The following is a 19,127-nucleotide window of genomic DNA, read 5'->3' on the forward strand; positions in this document are numbered from 1 at the left end:
AACAAGGACCTCGACAATCCTCATTCTTGCTGGTCAGAGGCGCTTTTCGTTTGTCTGACCACCCGTCGGACACCACGCTTCATGAAAGCGCGAGGCTAGACGGTCCGGCCCTACCTCGGCCCAGGCACTTGTGATGTCATCGGCACCTCCGGGATACCTGGCACGCAAATCGGCATCCGGAACCACCCGATACGGCACGTCAATACCTGCGCGCTTCGCCGCAGCAACCCGGTGGTGACCGTCCAGGACATAGAGGTCGTCACCAATCATTGCCACGGATATAGGGTCGCCCTGCCAGCCGTTCTCCTTCATTGAAGCCAAGCGCAGCCGGTCCAGGCTGCCGGAGAAGTAGTGGCCCATGGTGCCGCCATCTGCCCCGCGGCCCACGGCCAGTTCCCCCGCGCCCTGCGACGTCAGCTCCGCATAGGCGTTTCTGACCTGTGCGGCGGTGCCGATGTAGAGCTCGAGCTTGCCAGGCCTGTTCCAACTGGCACCCGGTCTTTCCCCGACCGCGTTGAAGACACCGGTGACATCGATCGGGACATCGAACTCCTCCGGCTGCATCCACGTGTCCGCCTGGACCTTGACCCGCTCCGTCACGTTGCCCGCCGCGTCCACTGCAGTCCGCTCAAAACTCCATACGGAAACTGCCTCGTCTTCAGGTCCGTACTTGCTCAGCACGAGCGCGCAGGACGACTGGTCGGCAAGCCTCTGCCCGGCCACTGTCGCCCGATAGCCGGCCGGTTTGGCCGCCCACTTGGCACTGTCCACACGCACGCGAGCCGAGACCGTGAACGAACCCGTCTCATCCACCGCCGGCCCACTGGACGCGGCGTACCCCTGCACTCCGTCGAAGACCAGCTGACTCCGCCCGGACTCGTCCGCACGAAGCTGCGCGCCCTCGGCCGACAGGGTCAGACCTGGCCGTGCGTAGCCGCTCGCATCCTTGATCTCATTGCCGGTGGACGGGCCGGCGTTCCAGTCCGCCACGAGCGCGGTCGCCTGGCCTCCGGCCTGCGCAAGTGCCGAGACCTCCGCTACATCCACCGACCGAAGCGCTCGCTGCCAGACAGCTGCCTCGTCCACGTAGCCGTGGAAGTACCGCTGGTAGAAGCCGTCGTCCTTGGTCCGGCCGATCTGAAGCCCCTTGGAGGAGGTCCACGGTTGGTACGCCGCAGCCTCGGCGAAGAGATTCACCGGCTGTCCCTGGGGCCGGCCGTTGACGAAGAGCTGGACGGTGTCATTCGTCCTGTCCGTGTCCCTCTTGGTGTCGAACACCCCGGCCAGATGCGTCCACACGCGGGCCGGCGGGTTCGCCGCATCGCCGTACGAGACGATGTCCGCCGTGTCGCCGCGATCCTGAGCACCGCGGCCGAAGGCCCACTTCTTCTGCTTGGCGGAGTAGTACAGCTCGAATGCGGCGTCCTTGGCCCCGGGTGCCGAGACCACAACCTGATCCGATCCCGTACCGGCGAGATAGGCCCAGGCCGAGACCGTGAACGAATCCTTCGTGTCGACTGCCGGTCCGGCTGTGGCCGCGTATGCCTTGCGCTTGGCCGGGTTCGTGCTGTTCAGATCGAGCGAGTAGTCACCGCTGCCACGCCTCGCCCGCTCCGACCAGGTCGCGCCACCCTTGAGCGTCGCGTCGTGGCGCACAGTGCCCTCGGTGGCGGTGTCCTTGGTGGTGGTCGCCTTCGGGCCAGTCGGGCGGTCGGCGAACTGCCACTGGCCGACCGCGCCTGCCGCCGGCTTCACCTTGAATACGAACGACGCGGCAGGACCCCACCGTTCACCATGGTCCTTGGCCTCCACCTCCAGCACCTGCTCGCCGGCAAGGTGAGGGACCACGGCGTGTGACGCCTCGGCTCCGCTGACCACTGTGGCTCCGAACTCGCTGATCAACCTCACGCGGTAGCCCGTGACATCCGTCGCCCCCGTCTCCGGGTCGATGTCGGCCTCGTTCGGCCGGAACGAGAACACCCCGGCCAGACCCGGCTCGCCCCGCCCGACGCAGTCATTGGCCGTGCACTCCGTGTACGTGCCGTCACTGGTGATCCGCGGCGCCAGCGGCACCGGGTCGTCGGCCGTGTCGTCCCCCGCCCCGAAAGCCGGAGTCGAAAGCACCCCCGCCATCAGCACGGCACCCACCAGCGCGCCCCAGGCACGAGCGCCTCGCCATCTACGTAAACGCATGACCGATCCCCCCTCCAAGGGCCTCCCCAGGCCCTTCGCCGAACGGACGACCAAGTGAAGTCCGTCGGCGCACCCTAGATCACGAGGCGAGTCCTGACCGACCACATATGCCGAGGGCGGGCGCAGGCTCCGGCGATTCGAGTTTCCGCCCAACCCAGGTAACGCTTTGGTTGCCTAGAACGCGCTGGCCATTGACGCCCGCCTGACGTGCGGCTTACTTTCCTCTCACCGAATAGGAAACTTTCCTAACAGTGCATTGGGGAAGTGGGCAGCCGAAGGGCAGGTGCACCCCGTCGTGGCCGGAACCACACCCAGTACCCCGGGTACTCCCGGAACCCCCGGAACACCGCGCGTCCTGCGCGCCATGAACGACCGGGCCGCGCTCGACCTGCTGCTCGAGCACGGGCCGCTCTCCCGGACGAAGATAGGGAAACTGACCGGCCTCTCCAAGCCCACCGCCTCCCAGCTGCTCGCCCGGCTCGAGGCCGCCGGCCTCGTCGTCGCCACCGGTACCACCGAGGGGCGGCCCGGGCCCAACGCCCAGCTGTACGCCGTCAACGCGCGCGCCGCCTTCGCCGCCGGGCTCGATGTGACCCCGCAGCGCATCCGCGCCGCCGTCGCCGACATCACCGGCGCCACCGTCGGCGAGTTCGAGCTGCAGACCCCCGGGCGGCGCGCCGAGAGCGTCGTACGGCAGGTCACCGAGGCGCTCGACGGGGCGGTGAAGGCCGCCGGGGTCACCCGCTCCGACGTGCACCGTCTGGTCATCGGGACGCCCGGCGCCTTCGACCCCTCCACCGGGCGGCTGCGGTACGCATCGCATCTCCCCGGCTGGCACTCCCCCACCCTCCTCGACGAGCTGGCCGCCGTGCTGCCGATGCTCGTCGAGTACGAGAACGACGTCAACCTGGCCGCGGTCGCCGAGCAGCGCCTCGGCGCCGCGCGCGGGCATGAGAACTTCGTGCTGCTGTGGAACGAGGAAGGCCTCGGCGCCGCCCTCGTCATCGGCGGCCGGCTGCACCGGGGCTTCACCGGCGGCGCCGGCGAGGTCGGCTTTCTGCCGGTGCCCGGCACCCCCCTCGTACGCCAGGTGACCAAGGCGAACAGCGGCGGCTTCCAGGAACTGGCCGGTGCCCAGGCGCTGCCGCGGCTGGCCCGCGGGCTCGGGATCGAGGGCGTCGGGCACGGCCCGCACGCCGAGGTCGCCTCCGCGCTGGTCTCCCGGGCGGTCGGCGCCGACTCGGGTCCGTACCGCGAGCTGCTCGACGCGTACGCGACGGGTCTTGCGACCGGTCTCGCCTCCATGGTCGCCGTGCTCGACCCCGAACTCGTCGTCCTGTCCGGCGATGTGATCACCGCCGGCGGGGAGCCGTTGCGCGAACGCGTGCAGGCGGAGCTCACCGAACTCGCCGCGTCAAGGCCGCGCCTTGTGCTCGGTTCCGTACGTGAACACCCGGTCCTGCGCGGGGCGTTGGAGAGCGCCCTGGTCACCACGCGGGACGAGATCTTCGACACCTCCCGCTGAGAGACCGCCGAGACCGCTGAGCAACCGACGAGACCGCTGAGCAACCGCTGAGAGACCCGCGCAAACCCCTGCCACCTCGACCCGCCACAGGGAGACCCGCCATGTCCACACGCACCCGGAACACGGCCGCCGCGCTCGCCGCGACCGCCGCGATATCCCTCCTCGCCTCGGCCTGTACGGGGTCGAGCGACACCGCCGCGAACGACGACCCCAACGCCAAGACCACCATCACCTTCTGGCACGGCTGGTCCGCGCCCAGCGAGGTCAAGGCGATCCAGGACAACGTCGCGCGCTTCGAGAAGGAGCACGCGAACATCAAGGTCAAGGTCGTCGGCAATATGACCGACGACAAGATCAACCAGGCGCTGCGGGCGGGCGGTTCGAACGCCCCGGACGTCGTCTCGTCGTTCACGACCGACAGCGTCGGGAAGTTCTGCGCTTCCGGTGCGTTCGTGGATCTGAAGCCGTTCCTGGACAAGTCGAAGATCGACCCGGCCAAGGTCTTCCACAAGCCGCTGCTGGACTACACCCAGTTCGACGGCAACCAGTGCTCGCTGCCGCTCCTCAATGACGCGTACGGCCTCTACTACAACAAGGGCGCGTTCAAGGCGGCCGGGATCACCACCCCGCCGAAGACCTGGAGCGAGTTCGAGAAGGTCGCAGAGAAGCTGACCAAGTCCAAGGGCGACAGCTACTCGCAGCTCGGTTTCATGCCGAACTACCACGGCTACGAGACGACTCCGATGCACTACGTCTCGCAGTGGGGCCCGACCTACTTCGACGCCGACGGCAAGTCCAACATCGTCAAGGACCCGGCGTTTTCGAAGATGCTGACCTTCCAGAAGGGCCTGGTCGAGAAGTTGGGCGGCTTCGCCAAGCTGGAGAAGTACCGCAACACCTTCGGTGACGAGTGGGGCGCCAAGCACCCCTTCCACACCGGTCAGGTCGCCATGCAGCTGGACGGCGAATGGCGGCTCGGCATGGCCAAGGACGCGAAGGTGAAGTTCGAGATCGGCACCGCGCCGCTGCCCGTCGCCGACGACCAGGCCGCCGACTACGGCAAGGGCTACCTCTCCGGCACGATCATGGGCATCGCCTCCACCAGCAAGAAGCAGAACGCCGCGTGGGAGCTGGTGAAGTACATGACCACGGACACCGCCGCGGTGGTGGCCTTCGCCAACGGCATCCACAACGTGCCCTCCACGATCGAGGCGCTCAAGTCGCCGCAGCTGAAGATCGACCCGGAGTTCAAGACCTTCATCGACATCGCGCAGCACCCGAAGTCCAGCACCACCCCGGCCAACGTCGACGGCGGCGCGTACCAGGTCACCTTCCAGGACTTCGGCTACCAGTACGAGGCGGGGAAGGTGAGCGACCTGAAGGCCGGTCTGGAGAAGACCGCCCAGCAGATCGACACGGACATCGCGAAGGCGAAGTAGCACCGTGACGACGCACACTCTGCGGTCGAAGCGTCGGCGCTCGACGCTTCGTACCGCGGCCTTCATGTCGCCCTGGCTGATCGGCTTCAGCGTCTTCTTCGCCTACCCGCTGATCTCCACCATCTACTTCTCCTTCATGAAGTACGACGGCTTCCGGCCGCCCGTCTTCAACGGCCTGGACAACTGGACGTACGTCTTCAGCGAGTACCGGATGTTCTGGCCGGCTCTGCAGAACACCCTGTGGCTGGTGTTGGTGATGGTCACCTGCCGGGTCGTCTTCGGCCTCGGTGTCGGGCTGCTGATCACCAAGATCAGGACGGGCGCGGGAGTCTTCCGCACCCTGTTCTATCTGCCGTATCTGGCTCCGCCGGTCGCGGCGACGCTCGCCTTCGTCTTCCTGCTCAACCCCGGTACCGGACCGGTCAATTCGATCCTCGACTCGATCGGGCTGCCCACCCCCGGCTGGTTCACCGACCCCGCCTGGTCCAAGCCGGCGCTCACCGCGCTCGCCCTGTGGGGCATCGGCGACCTGATGGTGATCTTCATGGCGGCGCTGCTGGATGTGCCGAAGGAGCAGTACGAGGCGGCGGAGCTGGACGGCGCGACCGCCTGGCAGCGCTTCCGGTTCGTCACCCTGCCGAACATCTCGCCGATCGTCATGTTCGCCATCGTCACCGGCGTGATCCAGACGATGCAGTACTACACACAGCCGCTGGTGGCCGGGAAGGTCGCCTCCGGAATCATCGGCGGCAGCGGGCAGCAGTTCGAGCCCGGCTACCCCGAGAAGTCGACGCTGACGCTGCCGCAGCTCATCTACAACCTCGGCTTCCAGCGCTTCGACTACGGCTCCGCCGCTGTCATCGCGCTCGTTCTGTTCGTGCTCTCCATGGTCTTCACCGCGTTTCTGATGCGACGGCGCGGCGGCCTGATGCAGGCAGGTGGGTGACCGCCATGACTCAAGTACTCGACAAGCCCGGCCGGCACGGAAAGCCTGCCCCGCCGACCGCCGCTTCCCAGGCCGGGCGCACGGCGCGCCGCAAGGCGCTGCTGCATTGGATCGCCGTGCACTCGCTGGGCATAGCGGCCGCGCTCTTCTTCGTGCTGCCGTTCGTCTTCGTCGTCCTCACCTCGCTGATGAGCGACCAGCAGACGCTCACCCGCGATCTCGTCCCGGCGACGTGGGAGTGGGACAACTACACCCGGGTCCTGGACACTCCCGGCTTCCTGACCTGGTGGAAGAACACCCTGCTGTACGCGGGTCTCGGCACCGTCCTGACTGTCGTGTCGTCCATCCCGGTGGCCTACGCGCTCGCCAAGTTCCGCTTCCGCGGCCGCAATCTGTCGATGATGCTCGTCATCTCGATGATGATGCTGCCGCCCCAGGTGATCATCATCCCGATGTATCTGTTCTGGGCGAAGCAGCTGGACCTGGCCGGCACGCTCTGGCCGCTGATCATCCCGATGGCTTTCGGCGATGCGTTCTCGATCTTCTTGCTGCGGCAGTTCCTGCTCACCGTTCCCAATGAGTACCTGGACGCGGCGAAGGTCGACGGCTGCGGTGAATTCCGCACGCTTATCAAGGTGGTGCTGCCGATGGCCAAGCCGGGCATCGCCGCCGTCGCGCTCTTCCAGTTCTTCTACGCCTGGAACGACTACTTCGGCCCGCAGATCTACGCATCGGAGAACCCGGCGGCGTGGACTCTGAGCTACGGCCTGGAGTCGTTCAAGGGCGCGCACCACACGGACTGGAATCTGACCATGGCCGCGACCGTCCTGGTCATGGCCCCCGTGATCCTCGTCTTCTTCTTCGCCCAGAAGGCGTTCGTCGAGGGCGTCACACTGACCGGAGTGAAGGGCTGATGCACATATGAAGCTCGCAGTCGTGGGTGGCGGATCCACCTACACCCCTGAGTTGATCGACGGCCTCGCCCGGCTGAGGGACACCCTCCCGATCAGTGAACTGGTGCTCATCGACCCCGCGGCCGACCGCCTCGAGCTGGTCGGCGGCCTGGCGCGGCGGATCTTCGCCAAGCAGGGTCACGACGGGAAGATCGTCACCACCTCCGACGTGGACGCGGGCGTCGCGGACGCCGACGCGGTGCTGCTGCAGCTGCGCGTGGGCGGGCAGGCGGCCCGGAACGAGGACGAGACCTGGCCGCTGGAGTGCGGCTGCGTCGGGCAGGAGACGACGGGGGCGGGCGGGCTCGCCAAGGCTCTGCGGACCGTCCCGGTCGTCCTCGACATCGCCGAGCGGGTGCGGCGTACCAACCCTGATGCCTGGATCATCGACTTCACCAACCCGGTGGGCATCGTGACCCGGGCGCTGCTGCAGGCCGGGCACAAGGCCGTCGGGCTGTGCAATGTCGCCATCGGCTTCCAGCGCAAGTTCGCGAAGCTTCTCGAAGTAGCCCCGTCCGACGTCCACTTGAACCATGTGGGCCTCAACCACCTGACGTGGGAGACGGGTGTGCGTATCGGCGGGCCCGACGGCGTGGATCTGCTCCCGAAGCTACTGGCCGAGCACGGCGACGCGATCGCGGACGATCTGCGGCTGCCGCGCCAGGTGCTGGACCGGCTCGGTGTCGTCCCCTCGTACTACCTGCGCTACTTCTACGCGCACGACGACGTCGTACGCGAGCTGAGGACCAAGCCGTCGCGGGCCGCAGAGGTCGCGCAGATGGAGAGGCAGCTGCTCAAGATGTACGGCGACCCGGCGCTGGACAGCAAGCCGGAGCTGCTCGCCAAGCGCGGCGGCGCCTTCTACTCGGAGGCTGCCGTGGACCTCGCGGCCTCGCTGCTGGGCGGGGGCGGCAGCTCGGTGCAGGTGGTGAACACCTACAACAAGGGCACGCTGTCCTTCCTGCCGGACGACGCCGTGATCGAGGTGCAGGCGCACGTCGACGGCAGCGGCACCACGCCGCTCGCCGTGCCCGAACTCGACCCGCTGTACGCGGGGTTGATCGCCAATGTGACGGCGTACGAGGACCTGGCGCTGGAGGCCGCCCTGCGCGGCGGCCGCGACCGCGTCTTCAAGGCGCTGCTGTCGCATCCGCTGATCGGCCAGTACGAGTACGCCGAGCCGCTCACAGACAAGCTGATCGCGCACAACCGGGAGCACCTCGCGTGGGCATGACCGCACGTGGCGTCCTGGCCATCGACGCCGGCAACAGCAAGACCGACGTCGCGGTGGTCGCGGCCGACGGGACCGTCCTCGGCAAGGCCCGCGGCGGGGGGTTCCAGCCGCCGGCCGTCGGCATCGAGGCGGCTGTCGACGCCCTGGGCCGTACGGTCGCGGCCGCCGCGACCGCGGCCGGTGTCACCACGGGCGGCGTCACCACGGGCGGCGTCACCGTGCTCTCCGAGCCGTTCGTCGCGCATGTCTCGGCCTGCCTGGCCAACGCCGATCTCCCTGTCGAGGAGCGGGAGTTGGCGGCAGCGGTGCAGGCCCGCGGCTGGGGGCTCACGACCGAGGTGCGTAACGACACGTTCGCCATCCTGCGGGCGGGCGTGGATGAGCCACGGGGGGTCGCGGTGGTGTGCGGCGCGGGCATCAACTGCGTCGGCATGCTGCCGGACGGCCGTACCGCGCGCTTCCCCGCGATCGGCCGGATCTCCGGCGACTGGGGCGGCGGCGCGTGGCTCGCGGAGGAGGCGCTGTGGTTCGCGGCGCGGGCGGAGGACGGACGCGGCGAGCCGACGGCCCTGGCCCGTACGCTGCCCGCGCACTTCGGCCTGGACTCCATGTACGCCCTGATCGAGGCGCTGCACCTGGGGCGGATCCCCGCGGCGCGCAAGCACGAGCTGACGCCGGTCCTCTTCGCCACCAGCGCGGAGGGCGATGCGGTCGCCCGCTCGGTGGTGCACCGGCTGGCCGAGGAGGTCGTCGCCCTGTCCACGGTGGCGCTGGCGCGGCTGGATCTGCTCGACGAGGAGGCGCCGGTGCTGCTGGGCGGCAGCGTGCTCGCGGCCAGGCACCCGGAGCTGGACGAGCACATCGGCAAGCTGCTCGCGGCCAAGGCGCCCAAAGCAGTGATCGAGGTGGTGACGGCACCGCCGGTGCTCGGCGCGGCCCTGCTGGGCATGGACCACATCGGGGCCTCGCCCGAGGTCCGCGCCAGGCTGCGCGCGCACTACGCGTAGCCGCTACGTCTCCAATCGCCGGACGGGCTGACGTCACGCCCGTCCGGCGATTGGCCATGCCCGACATCCGTGCCGCCCGACATCCGTGCCGCCCGACATCCGTGCTGCCCAACATCCCCGCTGACCAACATCCGTGCTGACCAACATCCCTGCAACGGGAACCGATCAAGGTACTGAAGCGTATTCATGGTGGGGAGAATGGCGGGGGAGACGGGGGCCTGACGGGTCCTGAATTGCTGCGATGGGACAAGATCCAGTCAATCCTGCTGTGTATGTCAGTCACTGCGGCCATACTGCTGGTCGGGGGACGTCCCCCGACCCGCCGGGGGCGGGCCGACGTCAGCGACCGAGGGGGAGGTCACGTGACATACCCGCCGACTGTGCGCACCGCGCCCCAATCGGCTCCGACGCATGCGCCGGCACAGCCGCCGGCCACGCCGCCCGCCCACCACGGCGCCTGGGCCGAGGGCAAGAAGCGGCTGCGCACGGCGGCGACGACCGAGCCGGGGCGGCTGCAGATCATCGGGGCCGTTCTGGCGGCACTGGTGGTGGCGTTCGGCGCGGTGACGGCGTTCGAGATCTCCGACCGGGCATCCGCGGCCGACGACGTGGTGAGCCGGAGTCAGCCGCTGAGCGCGGACGCCGCGTCCATCTACCGCTCGCTGGCCGACGCGGACACGGCGGCCTCCAGTGGCTTCCTGGCCGGCGCCGAGGAGCCCCGCGCCGCCCGTGAGCGGTACCAGAAGGACATCGCGCTCGCTTCCCGGCTGCTGATCAAGGCCGCGGCGAACACAGACAGTTCGAGCGAGTCGGGCCGCCAGATAGCCGCTCTCAACGAGCAGCTCCCCCGCTACACCGGCGTGATCGAGACGGCCCGCTCCTACAACCGGCAGGGCCTGCCCCTCGGCGGCGCGTATCTGCGGTTCGCGAACGAGCAGATGACCCGGGATCTGCTGCCCGCCGCCCAGAAGCTGTACGACGCGGAGACGGCCCGGCTCGACCGGGACGACGACAACGCCCGCTTCTGGCCGGTCTTCTCGCTCGCCGTGGGTGTGGTCGCGCTGGCTGCCCTGGTGTGGGCGCAGCGCCGCAACTACCAGCGGACGAACAGGGTGTTCAACCACGGCCTGCTCGCCGCCACGGCCGCCGCCACCGTCGTCCTGCTGTGGCTGGCCGTGGGACACACGGTGGCCCGCGCCGAGCTGAACGACGCCGAGGCGCACGGCCAGAAGTCGCTCAAGGTGCTCAACGACGCGCGGATCAGCTCCCTGAAGGCGCGGGCGAATGAGAACCTGACGCTCGTCGCGCGTGGCGCGGTGCTTACCGACGACGGCAAGAGCGACAAGTACGAAACGGACTACACCACGGGCATGAAGAAGCTCGGTGACCGGCTGAGCGAGGCGCAGAAGCTCGCCGACGACAAGGAAGGTCTCGGCCCCGTCGAGGCCGCCGTCAAGGGCGTGTCCGAGTGGAAGGTCCGGCACGCCAGCGCCAGCACCACCGACAAGGCCGGTGACTATGAAGGCGCGCTGGACAAGGTCATCGGGCCCAAGGTCTCCACCGGCCAGTCCTTCGACCAGGTGGACGACGCGCTGGCGACAGCGCTCGCGCATGAGCAGCGCGAGTTCACCCGCGCCGCCGAGGACGGGCGCGGCGCGCTGACCGGGCTGCCGGTCGGCGCCGCGGCACTGGCAGTGCTGGGTGCGGCGGGCGCCGTGCTCGGTATCAACCGCAGGCTTTCGGAGTACCGGTGAGAGGAGGAGCGATGACGGACCTGAGGACCAGGTTCCGCGGCTGGGGCGGCGTCGCGGGGATGGCCGCTGCCTGTGCGCTGACTGCCGCCGTCACGCTGCTGCCGCTGTCCCACGGCGGCGCGGACGCCCTCGGCTCCGGCCTGGACGGCCAGAGCGCCGCCTCGGCGACGCCGGCCAAGGCCGACAGCTGTACGGAACCGGAGCGCTCCCTGTCGCCGTCAGCGGCGAACGGACCGAACATCGACGCGATCGTGGCGCGAGGCAAGCTAGTCGTCGGCGTTGACCAGAACAGCTACCGCTGGGGCTACCGCAATCCGGCCACCGGCGGCCTCGAAGGCTTCGACATCGATCTCGCCCGGGCGATCGCCCAGGACATCCTCGGCAAGCCGGACGCCATCATCTTCCGTGCCATCCCGACCAACCAGCGCATACCCGCGCTGAACAACGGCACGGTGGACATCGTCGTCCGCACGATGACGATCAACTGCGCCCGGATCAAGCAGGTCGCCTTCTCCACCGCGTACTTCCAGGCGGGCCAGCAGGTCCTCGCCTCCAAGGGCTCGTCCATCACCGGATACGACAAGTCCCTCGCCCGGAAGAAGGTCTGCACGGCGGAGGGCTCGACGGCGTACGACGCGCTGGAGAAGGACTCCTTCGGCGCCACGTTCAAGGACAAGCACGACGGGCAGCCGGGGGACGAGGACGTGCTCACCGTGTCCAACCAGCTGGACTGCCTGGTGCGGCTCCAGCAGGGCCTCGTCGACGCGATCGTGACGGACAACGCCCTCGCGGCCGGCCAGGCGGCGCAGGACCCGGCGGTCGAACTCAAGGGCGGCAAGCCCTTCACCACCGAGTACTACGGCGTGGCCACCAAGCTAGGCAAGGACGACCTGGTGCGCCGGGTGAACAAGGTGCTTGACGAGTACCGCAAGGGCGCCTGGACGGAGGCGTACAACAAATGGCTGGTGGCCGATCTCCCCGGGATAACCGGGCCGCCGGCGCCGAAGTACCGCGCCGGCTGAGACAGTCGGCGCTGAACGAGCTGAACTGGCTGAACTGGCTGAACAACTAGTCCTGCAAGGAACACAGGAAGAGCAGAGAGGTGATCGATGGGCGCGGCGGGACCCTCCCCCAGCTCCGCGGGGGGACCCCCAGGCCCGGTGATGGACCGGGACGAGGTGGACCGTACGCTGGCGCGGCTCGGCGCGGAGCACGAGGCGATCGAGACCTCGCTCCTCGCCCTGCAGGACCATGCCGGCCGCAGACTCCTCGAAGGCGCCGAGCTGACGGGCGTCACCAAGGACCGCTGGGCCTCTGCCGAGCAGGCGATCAGCCTGCTGTGGGAGTACTTCGACGCGTACACCGCCGCCCTGAACGACACCCGTGAGCTGCGCGCCAGGCGTCGCTGGCCGAACCGCGAGGACCTGGTGGAGCTGACCGACCGGCTGCGCGGCCGCAGCGTCACGATCGCCGGCTCGGCCAACCACACCGCACCCTCGATCACCGGACCCGCCAAGCTCTCCCAGCAGTTCACGCTCGAAGAGCTGGTCGCCAGGATGAACGAGCTGTACGCGGGCTCGCTGGACATGGTGGTGACGGCCGACTCGGTGTGGTCGGCGCTGCCCGCCCGGATAGATCTGCTCTCCGCCGAGCTGCAGCGCACCCGCTCGCTCGCGCACTCCGTAGGCGTACGGCCCGGGGAGCACCCGGCCGGCGACGAGCTGGAGTCGATCACCCATGAACTGTCCACGCTGCGCGCCCAGGTGATCTCCGACCCGCTCGCCTTCTGGCGGGCCGCGCTCGGCAGTTCGGCACCCGGCGGCGGCCGCCCCGACACCGACCGCTACGACCGTGCGGCGCGCGCCCTCGAAGACATCCGCCGGGAGATCGAGGCGGTGCTCCGGGTCCGGCAGGACTCCGAGGAGCGGCTGATCCGGCTGCGCGACGTGCTGTCGCGCGCCGACCGTACGCTGACCGAGGCGCGGTCAGCGCGCGGCGAGGTGCTGGCCAAGATCGCCGCCTCCGAGGTGCCCGCGGTCAGCGGCCCGCCGACCGCGCTGCAGGAGCGGCTCGCCACCGCCGCCGAGTACCGCAGGCACTCACAGTGGCACCGGCTCTCGCCGCTGCTCGAATCCCTGGAGCGCGAGGCGGAGGACGAACTGCTGCGCGCCCGTGAGTCTTTGACGGCCGTCACCGCCCCGCTCGCAGTCCGCGCCGAGCTGCGCGGCCGTCTCGACGCGTACAAGGCGAAAGTGGCCCGGCACGGGATGGCGGAGGATCCGCTGCTGATCGAGCGGTACGACGCGGCCCGCCGGATGCTGTGGAGCGCGCCGTGCGATCTGCGCGTCGCCGAGCAGGCGGTGCTGCGTTATCAGCAGGCCGCCGCCGAAGTCCTTGTCCCGAGACAGCCGGGACCGTCCGGGCTCAATGACCGCAGGGGGGATTCGTGAGCGAGACCAAGAACTGCCAGCGTCCCGGCTGTGAGGGCTCGTACGAGGACATGGGCGGCGGTGAGCTGTACTGCAACACCTGCGGCCTCGCGCCCGTCGTCGCGTCCAACGGGATGGTGTCCTCGCAGCCCACCGGCATCACGGGCGGCGGCCGGGACTCCGGCTCCGGGCGGAGCAGTTCGCGCTCGTCGCGGGCCTCGTCGCGCTCGTCGACGTCGCGCCGTTCCGTGTCCGGGCGGCTTTCGCGCTCGCTGTCCGGGAGCAGCACCTCGTCCCGGTCGGTCTCGGTGCGCAGCTCCGGCAGCTCCACAGGCGCGTCAGGGCGCAACCGGCTGGGCGCGGGCCTGGTCTCCGTGCCGGACGTACCGCGCCCCGAGCCGCGTACCGCGGTGATGGAGAACCCCGAGGTCCCCGAGCGCAAGCGGTTCTGTTCGCGCTCCGACTGCGGGGCCCCGGTGGGGCGTTCGCGCGGGGAGCGTCCCGGGCGTACGGAAGGGTTCTGCACCAAGTGCGGCCACCCGTACTCCTTCGTGCCCAAGCTCACCGGCGGCGACATCGTGCACGGGCAGTACGAAGTGGTGGGCTGCCTCGCCCACGGCGGCCTGGGCTGGGTCTATCTGGCGGTGGACCGCGCGGTATCCGACCGGTGGGTGGTGCTCAAGGGCCTGCTGGACACGGGCGACCAGGACGCGATGGCCGCGGCGATCTCGGAGCGCCGCTTCCTCGCGGAGATCGAGCACTCCAACATCGTCCGGATCTACAACTTCGTGGAGCATCTCGACCAGCGCACCGGCTCGCTCGACGGCTACATCGTCATGGAGTACGTCGGCGGCAAATCGCTGAAGGAGATCGCCAACGAACGGCGCGACCCGGCGGGCAAGCGCGATCCGCTGCCGGTCGATCAGGCGTGTGCGTACGGCATCGAGGCTCTGGAGGCGCTCGGGCATCTGCACAGCAGGAACCTGCTGTACTGCGACTTCAAGGTCGACAACGCCATCCAGCAGCAGGACCAGCTCAAGCTCATCGACATGGGCGCGGTCCGCAGGATGGACGACGACGAGTCCGCGATCTACGGCACGGTCGGGTACCAGGCCCCGGAGGTCGGCGAGGTCGGCCCTTCTGTCGCCTCCGACCTGTACACCGTCGCGCGCACGCTGGCCGTGCTGACCTTCGACTTCCAGGGCTACACGAATGTGTTCGTGGACTCCCTGCCGGACCCGGAGAACATCAAGGTCTTCCAGACGTACGAGTCCTTCTACCGGCTGCTGGTACGGGCGACGGACCCGGATCCGGCGCGTCGGTTCGCCTCGGCGCAGGAGATGGCGGAGCAGCTGACGGGGGTGCTCAGAGAGGTCGTCGCGATCCAGACGGGCCGCCCGCGCCCGTCGCTGTCGACGCTCTTCGGAACTGAACTGCGGGTCACGGACACGCAGTTGTTCGCGGAACTGACGGAGGACGTCTCGCAGCTGGGCGGGCGTACGTCGGTGCCCTCGGGCCGCGGCCGCGGCAAGCGCTCCGCGGCGGCAAACGGCTCGGCCGCTGTGGGCGGCGGCCCGGCGGTGGTCGGCGGCCCGGCCGCGCACCCCTGGGGCGCCGGGAATCCGGCCGGCGGTGCCGGGAACGCGGGTGGCATGCCGGTGCCGGGGGCCGGTCCGGGGCAACCGGGCGCCGGATACCCGGGCGGCGGAGCGGCCAATGCCTACGCCGCACCGATCCCCGCGCCCCGCTCCGCCGAACTCGCCTCCGCTCCCCCGAACCTCGCCCTCGCCCCGCATCTCGCCGTGCTCGACTCCAGGGCAACCTCGCTCGCCCTGCCCGTGCCGCGCGTCGACCCGGGCGACCCCAACGCCGGTTTCCTCGCCGGTCTGATGGCCTCCGCGCCCGCCGAGCTCATCGCCGCGCTGCACTCGGCGTCCGCGGCCTCCCCGGAGACCCGGCTACGCGAGCTGCGCGCCCGCCTGGAGATGGGTGAACTCGACTCCGCCACCAGGGCTCTCGCAACCCTGGAGAGCCAGCACCCCGACGACTGGCGGGTCGTCTGGTACCGCGGCCTCACCTCGCTGGTGACCGGGGACAACGAGGTCGCGGCGCTCTCCTTCGACGCGATCTACGACGCGTTCCCCGGCGAGCCCGCGCCCAAGCTGGCGCTCGGCGTCTGCGCCGAGGTGCTCGGCCAGCTGGACAACGCCGCGGAGTACTACCGCCTGGTGTGGACGACCGACCCGAGCTATGTCAGCGCCGCGTTCGGCCTGGCCCGGGTGCAGCTCGCGGCGGGCGACCGGCCCGGAGCCGTACGGACGCTGGAGTCGGTGCCGGAGTCGTCGATCCACTACACGGCCGCGCGAGTCGCTGCCGTACGGGCGAGGCTGCGGCGACGCGCCGCGCACGACCCGCTGATCGACGACCTGTCGGCGGCCGCCGCGCAGGTGGACGCCCTGAAGGACTTCGGTCTGGACGCGGTGCGCCGCGCGCAGTTGTCCACAGAAGTACTCGGCACGGCCCTCGACTGGGTACTCTCCGGTAGTCCCGGAGCCCCGCCGTCCGGACAGAGCGTGCTGCTTGGCAGCGAACTGGACGAGCGCGGCCTGCGCTTCGGGCTGGAACGCTCCTACCGGGTGCTCGCCCGGCTCGCCCAGCGTGGCGAGGAGCGGATAGACCTGGTGGAGCGGGCGAACCGCTTCCGCCCCAGGACGTGGGTGTGATTGATGGCCTCGCAGATTGACCAGCCGGCCGCCGGGTCGACATGCCCAAGCTGCGCCGAGCCGCTGGAAACGGGTGACCTTTTCTGCGGTGCGTGCGGATACGACCTTTCCGTCGTGCCCGCGCCGCCGGACGACCACCCGACGATGGCCATCGGCACGCCCGTCGAGTGGCCGTCGGCGACCGCGACGGACAGCTCGGGCAGGCCCGCGTCGGCGCATCTGCCCGGAGATCTGCCGGGCACGGACTCGGGCGGCGGCCCGCTGCCCGCCTCCGCCGTGCGCTACGACGCCCCGCCCGCCTCACCGAACGCCTCACCACCCGTCTCGCCCACGGCCCCGCCCAACGCCTCCTCCAGCGGCGACTTCGAGCTGCCCGCGCCCGACGCGGGCACCGCCGTCGCCGCCGACCCGCGCGCCGTGGACCCGATCACCACCCCCGAATCCGGCACCAAACTCTGTGTGGCCTGCCGCGCCGGCCATGTCGACACCGACGGGTACTGCGAGAACTGCGGCCACGCCCAGCCCCGCGAGCGCGACCACATGGAGCAGGAGCTCGGCTCGGTCGCCGCCGTCAGCGACCGCGGGCTGCGCCACCACCGCAACGAGGACTCGTTCGCGGTGTCGTCCACCGCCCTGCCCGACGGCTCGCCCGCCGTCGTCGCGATCGTCTGCGACGGGGTGTCGTCGGCGACCCGCCCCGACGAGGCCTCCGAGGCCGCCGCGAGCGCAGCCAATGAGCTGCTGCTCGAGACGCTGCCACGCGGCACCCACCCCCAGCAGGCCATGCACGAGGCGATCGTCGCGGCCTCCGAGGCGGTCAACTCCCTTGCCAGGGAGCCCGGTGAGGGCGAGGCGATGGAGCACGACCCGCACCGCCACCAGAACGCGCCGGCCTGCACGATCGTCGGCGCCGTGGCGGCCGGCGGTCTGCTGGTCGTCGGCTGGGTCGGTGACAGCCGCGCCTACTGGGTGCCGGACGACCGCAGCGGCCCGCCCGCCCGGCTCACCGAGGACGACTCCTGGGCCGCCCAGATGGTGGCGGCAGGCCTGATGAGCGAGGCGGAGGCGTACGCCGACGAGCGCGCCCACGCCATCACGGGCTGGCTCGGGGCCGATGCGTACGAACTGGAGCCGCACACCGCCTCGTTCAAGCCGGACCGTTCCGGCGTGGTCGTGGTCTGCACGGACGGCCTGTGGAACTACGCGGAGGGCGCCGAGGACATGGCGCAGGCGATCCCGGTCGATGCGGCAGGCCGCCCGCTGCACAGCGCGCAGGTTCTGGTCGGCCACGCACTCGACGGCGGGGGCCACGACAACGTAACAGTGGCCGTCCTGCCGTTCGCCGTGCCGCACCAAGGGGCAGGATCGGCCTACAACAGGGCGTGAACCCCCTTATGTCCGCCGCGTGGCTGCTTGTCGCCGCCTGTCACCGCCCTGTTGCCGCTTGCCGGACCTTCCTGTCATTTCTCTGCCCGAGTGGAGCCTGGAGCCAATCAGATGGCCAATTTCTCCAAGTCACAAGTGCCGCAGTTCTCCGTCGAGGTGTATCAGAACGAATATCTGCCGGAGGGCGGCCGCGAGGTGAACGCGATCGTCACCGTCGCCTCCACCGGAGGCGGCACCAGCGGCGGGGCACCGCTCGCGGGCGCTACGCGCTCACCTGCGTACATACCGGGACAGGCGCCGAGTGCTGCCGTTGTGATCATGGTCGACTGTTCCGGCTCGATGGACTATCCGCCGACCAAGATGCGCAACGCCCGTGATGCCACGGCCGCCGCCATCGACACGCTGCGCGACGGCGTCGCCTTCGCGGTGGTCGCGGGCACACATGTGGCGAACGAGGTCTATCCGGGCGACGGCCGGCTCGCGGTCGCCGATCCCCGGACCCGCGGCCAGGCCAAAGAGGCGCTGCGGCGTCTCACCGCGGGCGGCGGCACCGCGATCGGCACCTGGCTCCGTCTCGCCGACCGGCTGCTCGCAAGCTCCGATGTCACCATCCGGCACGGCATCCTGCTCACCGACGGCCGTAACGAGCACGAGTCGCCGGAGGATCTGCGGGCCACCCTCGAAGCCGGCGCGGGCCGCTTCACGTGCGACGCCCGCGGCGTCGGCACCGACTGGGAGGTCAAGGAGGTCACCGGCATCGCCTCCGCGCTGCTCGGCACGGCGGACATCGTCGCCAACCCGGCAGAGCTGGCCGCGGACTTCACCAGCATGATGGAGAACGCGATGGGCAAGGAGGTCGCGGACGTGGCGCTGCGGCTGTGGACGCCCGTCGGCGTGGAGATCAAGTTCGTCAAGCAAGTGGCGCCGACGGTCGAGGAGTTGACCGGACGGCGTACGGAAGCGAGCCCGCGGGCCGGCGACTATCCGACCGGCTCCTGGGGCGACGAGTCCCGCGACTACCACGTATGCGTGCAGGTCCCGGAGGCCGGGATCGGCCAGGAGATGCTGGCGGCCCGGGTCTCGCTGATCATTCCGGCCGCGGACGGCGGGGCTCCGCAGGTGCTGTCGCAGGGTCTTGTACGGGCGGTGTGGACGGACGACATGGTGGCGTCCACCTCGATCAACCCGCAGGTCGCGCACTACACAGGCCAGGCCGAACTAGCACAAGTCATCCAACAGGGGCTTGACGCCCGTAAGTCGGGTGATTACGACGGCGCGACCGCGAAGCTCGGCCGTGCGGTGCAACTCGCGGCGGACTCGGGCAACGAGGACACGGCGAAACTCCTTTCGAAGGTGGTGGACGTCGTCGATGCCGCGACAGGTACTGTGCGACTGAAGGCGAAGGTCGCGGAGGCTGACGAGATGACGCTCGAAACGCGCTCCACCAAGACGGTTCGTGTGAAGAAGTAGCCGGCACAAAGGCCGACAGAAACACAGAAGTGAAACGGCCCTCGGGCCGGACGAGAAGAAGGGGAAGC

At 69.7% G+C, this 19,127-nt stretch carries 13 protein-coding genes; 12 read left to right on the top strand and 1 reads right to left on the bottom strand.

The features are described from left to right. Positions 1-33 precede the first annotated feature (33 nt). The gene (locus ACZ3H8_RS23405; protein WP_467404815.1) at positions 34-2,193 is read right to left on the bottom strand and encodes a LamG-like jellyroll fold domain-containing protein; all 2,160 of its coding nucleotides are present in this window, start codon (positions 2,191-2,193) and stop codon (positions 34-36) included. Between the two features lie 364 nt (positions 2,194-2,557). Here ACZ3H8_RS23405 and ACZ3H8_RS23410 point away from each other — a divergent pair, with 364 nt between their 5' ends. From ACZ3H8_RS23410 to ACZ3H8_RS23465, 12 genes are all read left to right on the top strand, one after another. After that, entirely contained in the window at positions 2,558-3,718 is a 1,161-nt protein-coding gene (locus ACZ3H8_RS23410) for an ROK family transcriptional regulator (protein WP_467404818.1), read from the top strand. A 101-nt stretch (positions 3,719-3,819) separates the two neighbouring features. Next, positions 3,820-5,157: an ABC transporter substrate-binding protein gene (locus tag ACZ3H8_RS23415; RefSeq protein ID WP_467404821.1), complete on the top strand. Its 1,338-nt coding sequence runs from the start codon at positions 3,820-3,822 to the stop codon at positions 5,155-5,157. 4 nt (positions 5,158-5,161) lie between these two features. Then, positions 5,162-6,103, top strand: coding sequence for a carbohydrate ABC transporter permease (locus ACZ3H8_RS23420; RefSeq protein WP_467404824.1), 942 nt, complete (start codon positions 5,162-5,164; stop codon positions 6,101-6,103). Positions 6,104-6,108: 5 nt separating this feature from the next. Then, positions 6,109-7,017, top strand: coding sequence for a carbohydrate ABC transporter permease (locus ACZ3H8_RS23425; protein ID WP_467404826.1), 909 nt, complete (start codon positions 6,109-6,111; stop codon positions 7,015-7,017). Positions 7,018-7,024: 7 nt separating this feature from the next. Next, on the top strand, positions 7,025-8,290 hold the full coding sequence (locus ACZ3H8_RS23430; RefSeq protein WP_467404828.1) for a 6-phospho-beta-glucosidase: 1,266 nt from the start codon (positions 7,025-7,027) through the stop codon (positions 8,288-8,290). Continuing rightward, positions 8,287-9,297, top strand: coding sequence for an N-acetylglucosamine kinase (locus tag ACZ3H8_RS23435; RefSeq protein ID WP_467404829.1), 1,011 nt, complete (start codon positions 8,287-8,289; stop codon positions 9,295-9,297). Before ACZ3H8_RS23430 ends, ACZ3H8_RS23435 begins: the two co-directional genes overlap by 4 nt. A 362-nt stretch (positions 9,298-9,659) precedes the next feature. Next, positions 9,660-11,051 (top strand): hypothetical protein, encoded by a 1,392-nt coding sequence (locus ACZ3H8_RS23440; protein ID WP_467404832.1) that lies wholly within the window; start codon positions 9,660-9,662, stop codon positions 11,049-11,051. 11 nt (positions 11,052-11,062) lie between these two features. Beyond that, entirely contained in the window at positions 11,063-12,073 is a 1,011-nt protein-coding gene (locus ACZ3H8_RS23445) for a glutamate ABC transporter substrate-binding protein (protein ID WP_467404833.1), read from the top strand. 87 nt (positions 12,074-12,160) lie between these two features. Beyond that, positions 12,161-13,501, top strand: a complete 1,341-nt coding sequence (locus ACZ3H8_RS23450) for a hypothetical protein (RefSeq protein ID WP_467404836.1) — start codon at positions 12,161-12,163, stop codon at positions 13,499-13,501. 50 nt (positions 13,502-13,551) lie between these two features. Next, positions 13,552-16,203 (top strand): serine/threonine-protein kinase, encoded by a 2,652-nt coding sequence (locus tag ACZ3H8_RS23455; protein ID WP_467405434.1) that lies wholly within the window; start codon positions 13,552-13,554, stop codon positions 16,201-16,203. A gap of 3 nt (positions 16,204-16,206) precedes the next feature. After that, on the top strand, positions 16,207-17,589 hold the full coding sequence (locus tag ACZ3H8_RS23460) for a PP2C family serine/threonine-protein phosphatase (protein WP_467404838.1): 1,383 nt from the start codon (positions 16,207-16,209) through the stop codon (positions 17,587-17,589). A gap of 111 nt (positions 17,590-17,700) precedes the next feature. After that, the gene (locus ACZ3H8_RS23465) at positions 17,701-19,059 is read left to right on the top strand and encodes a vWA domain-containing protein (protein WP_467404840.1); all 1,359 of its coding nucleotides are present in this window, start codon (positions 17,701-17,703) and stop codon (positions 19,057-19,059) included. Positions 19,060-19,127 lie beyond the last annotated feature (68 nt).

The organism is Streptomyces sp. NPDC002868 (genome assembly GCF_055563295.1).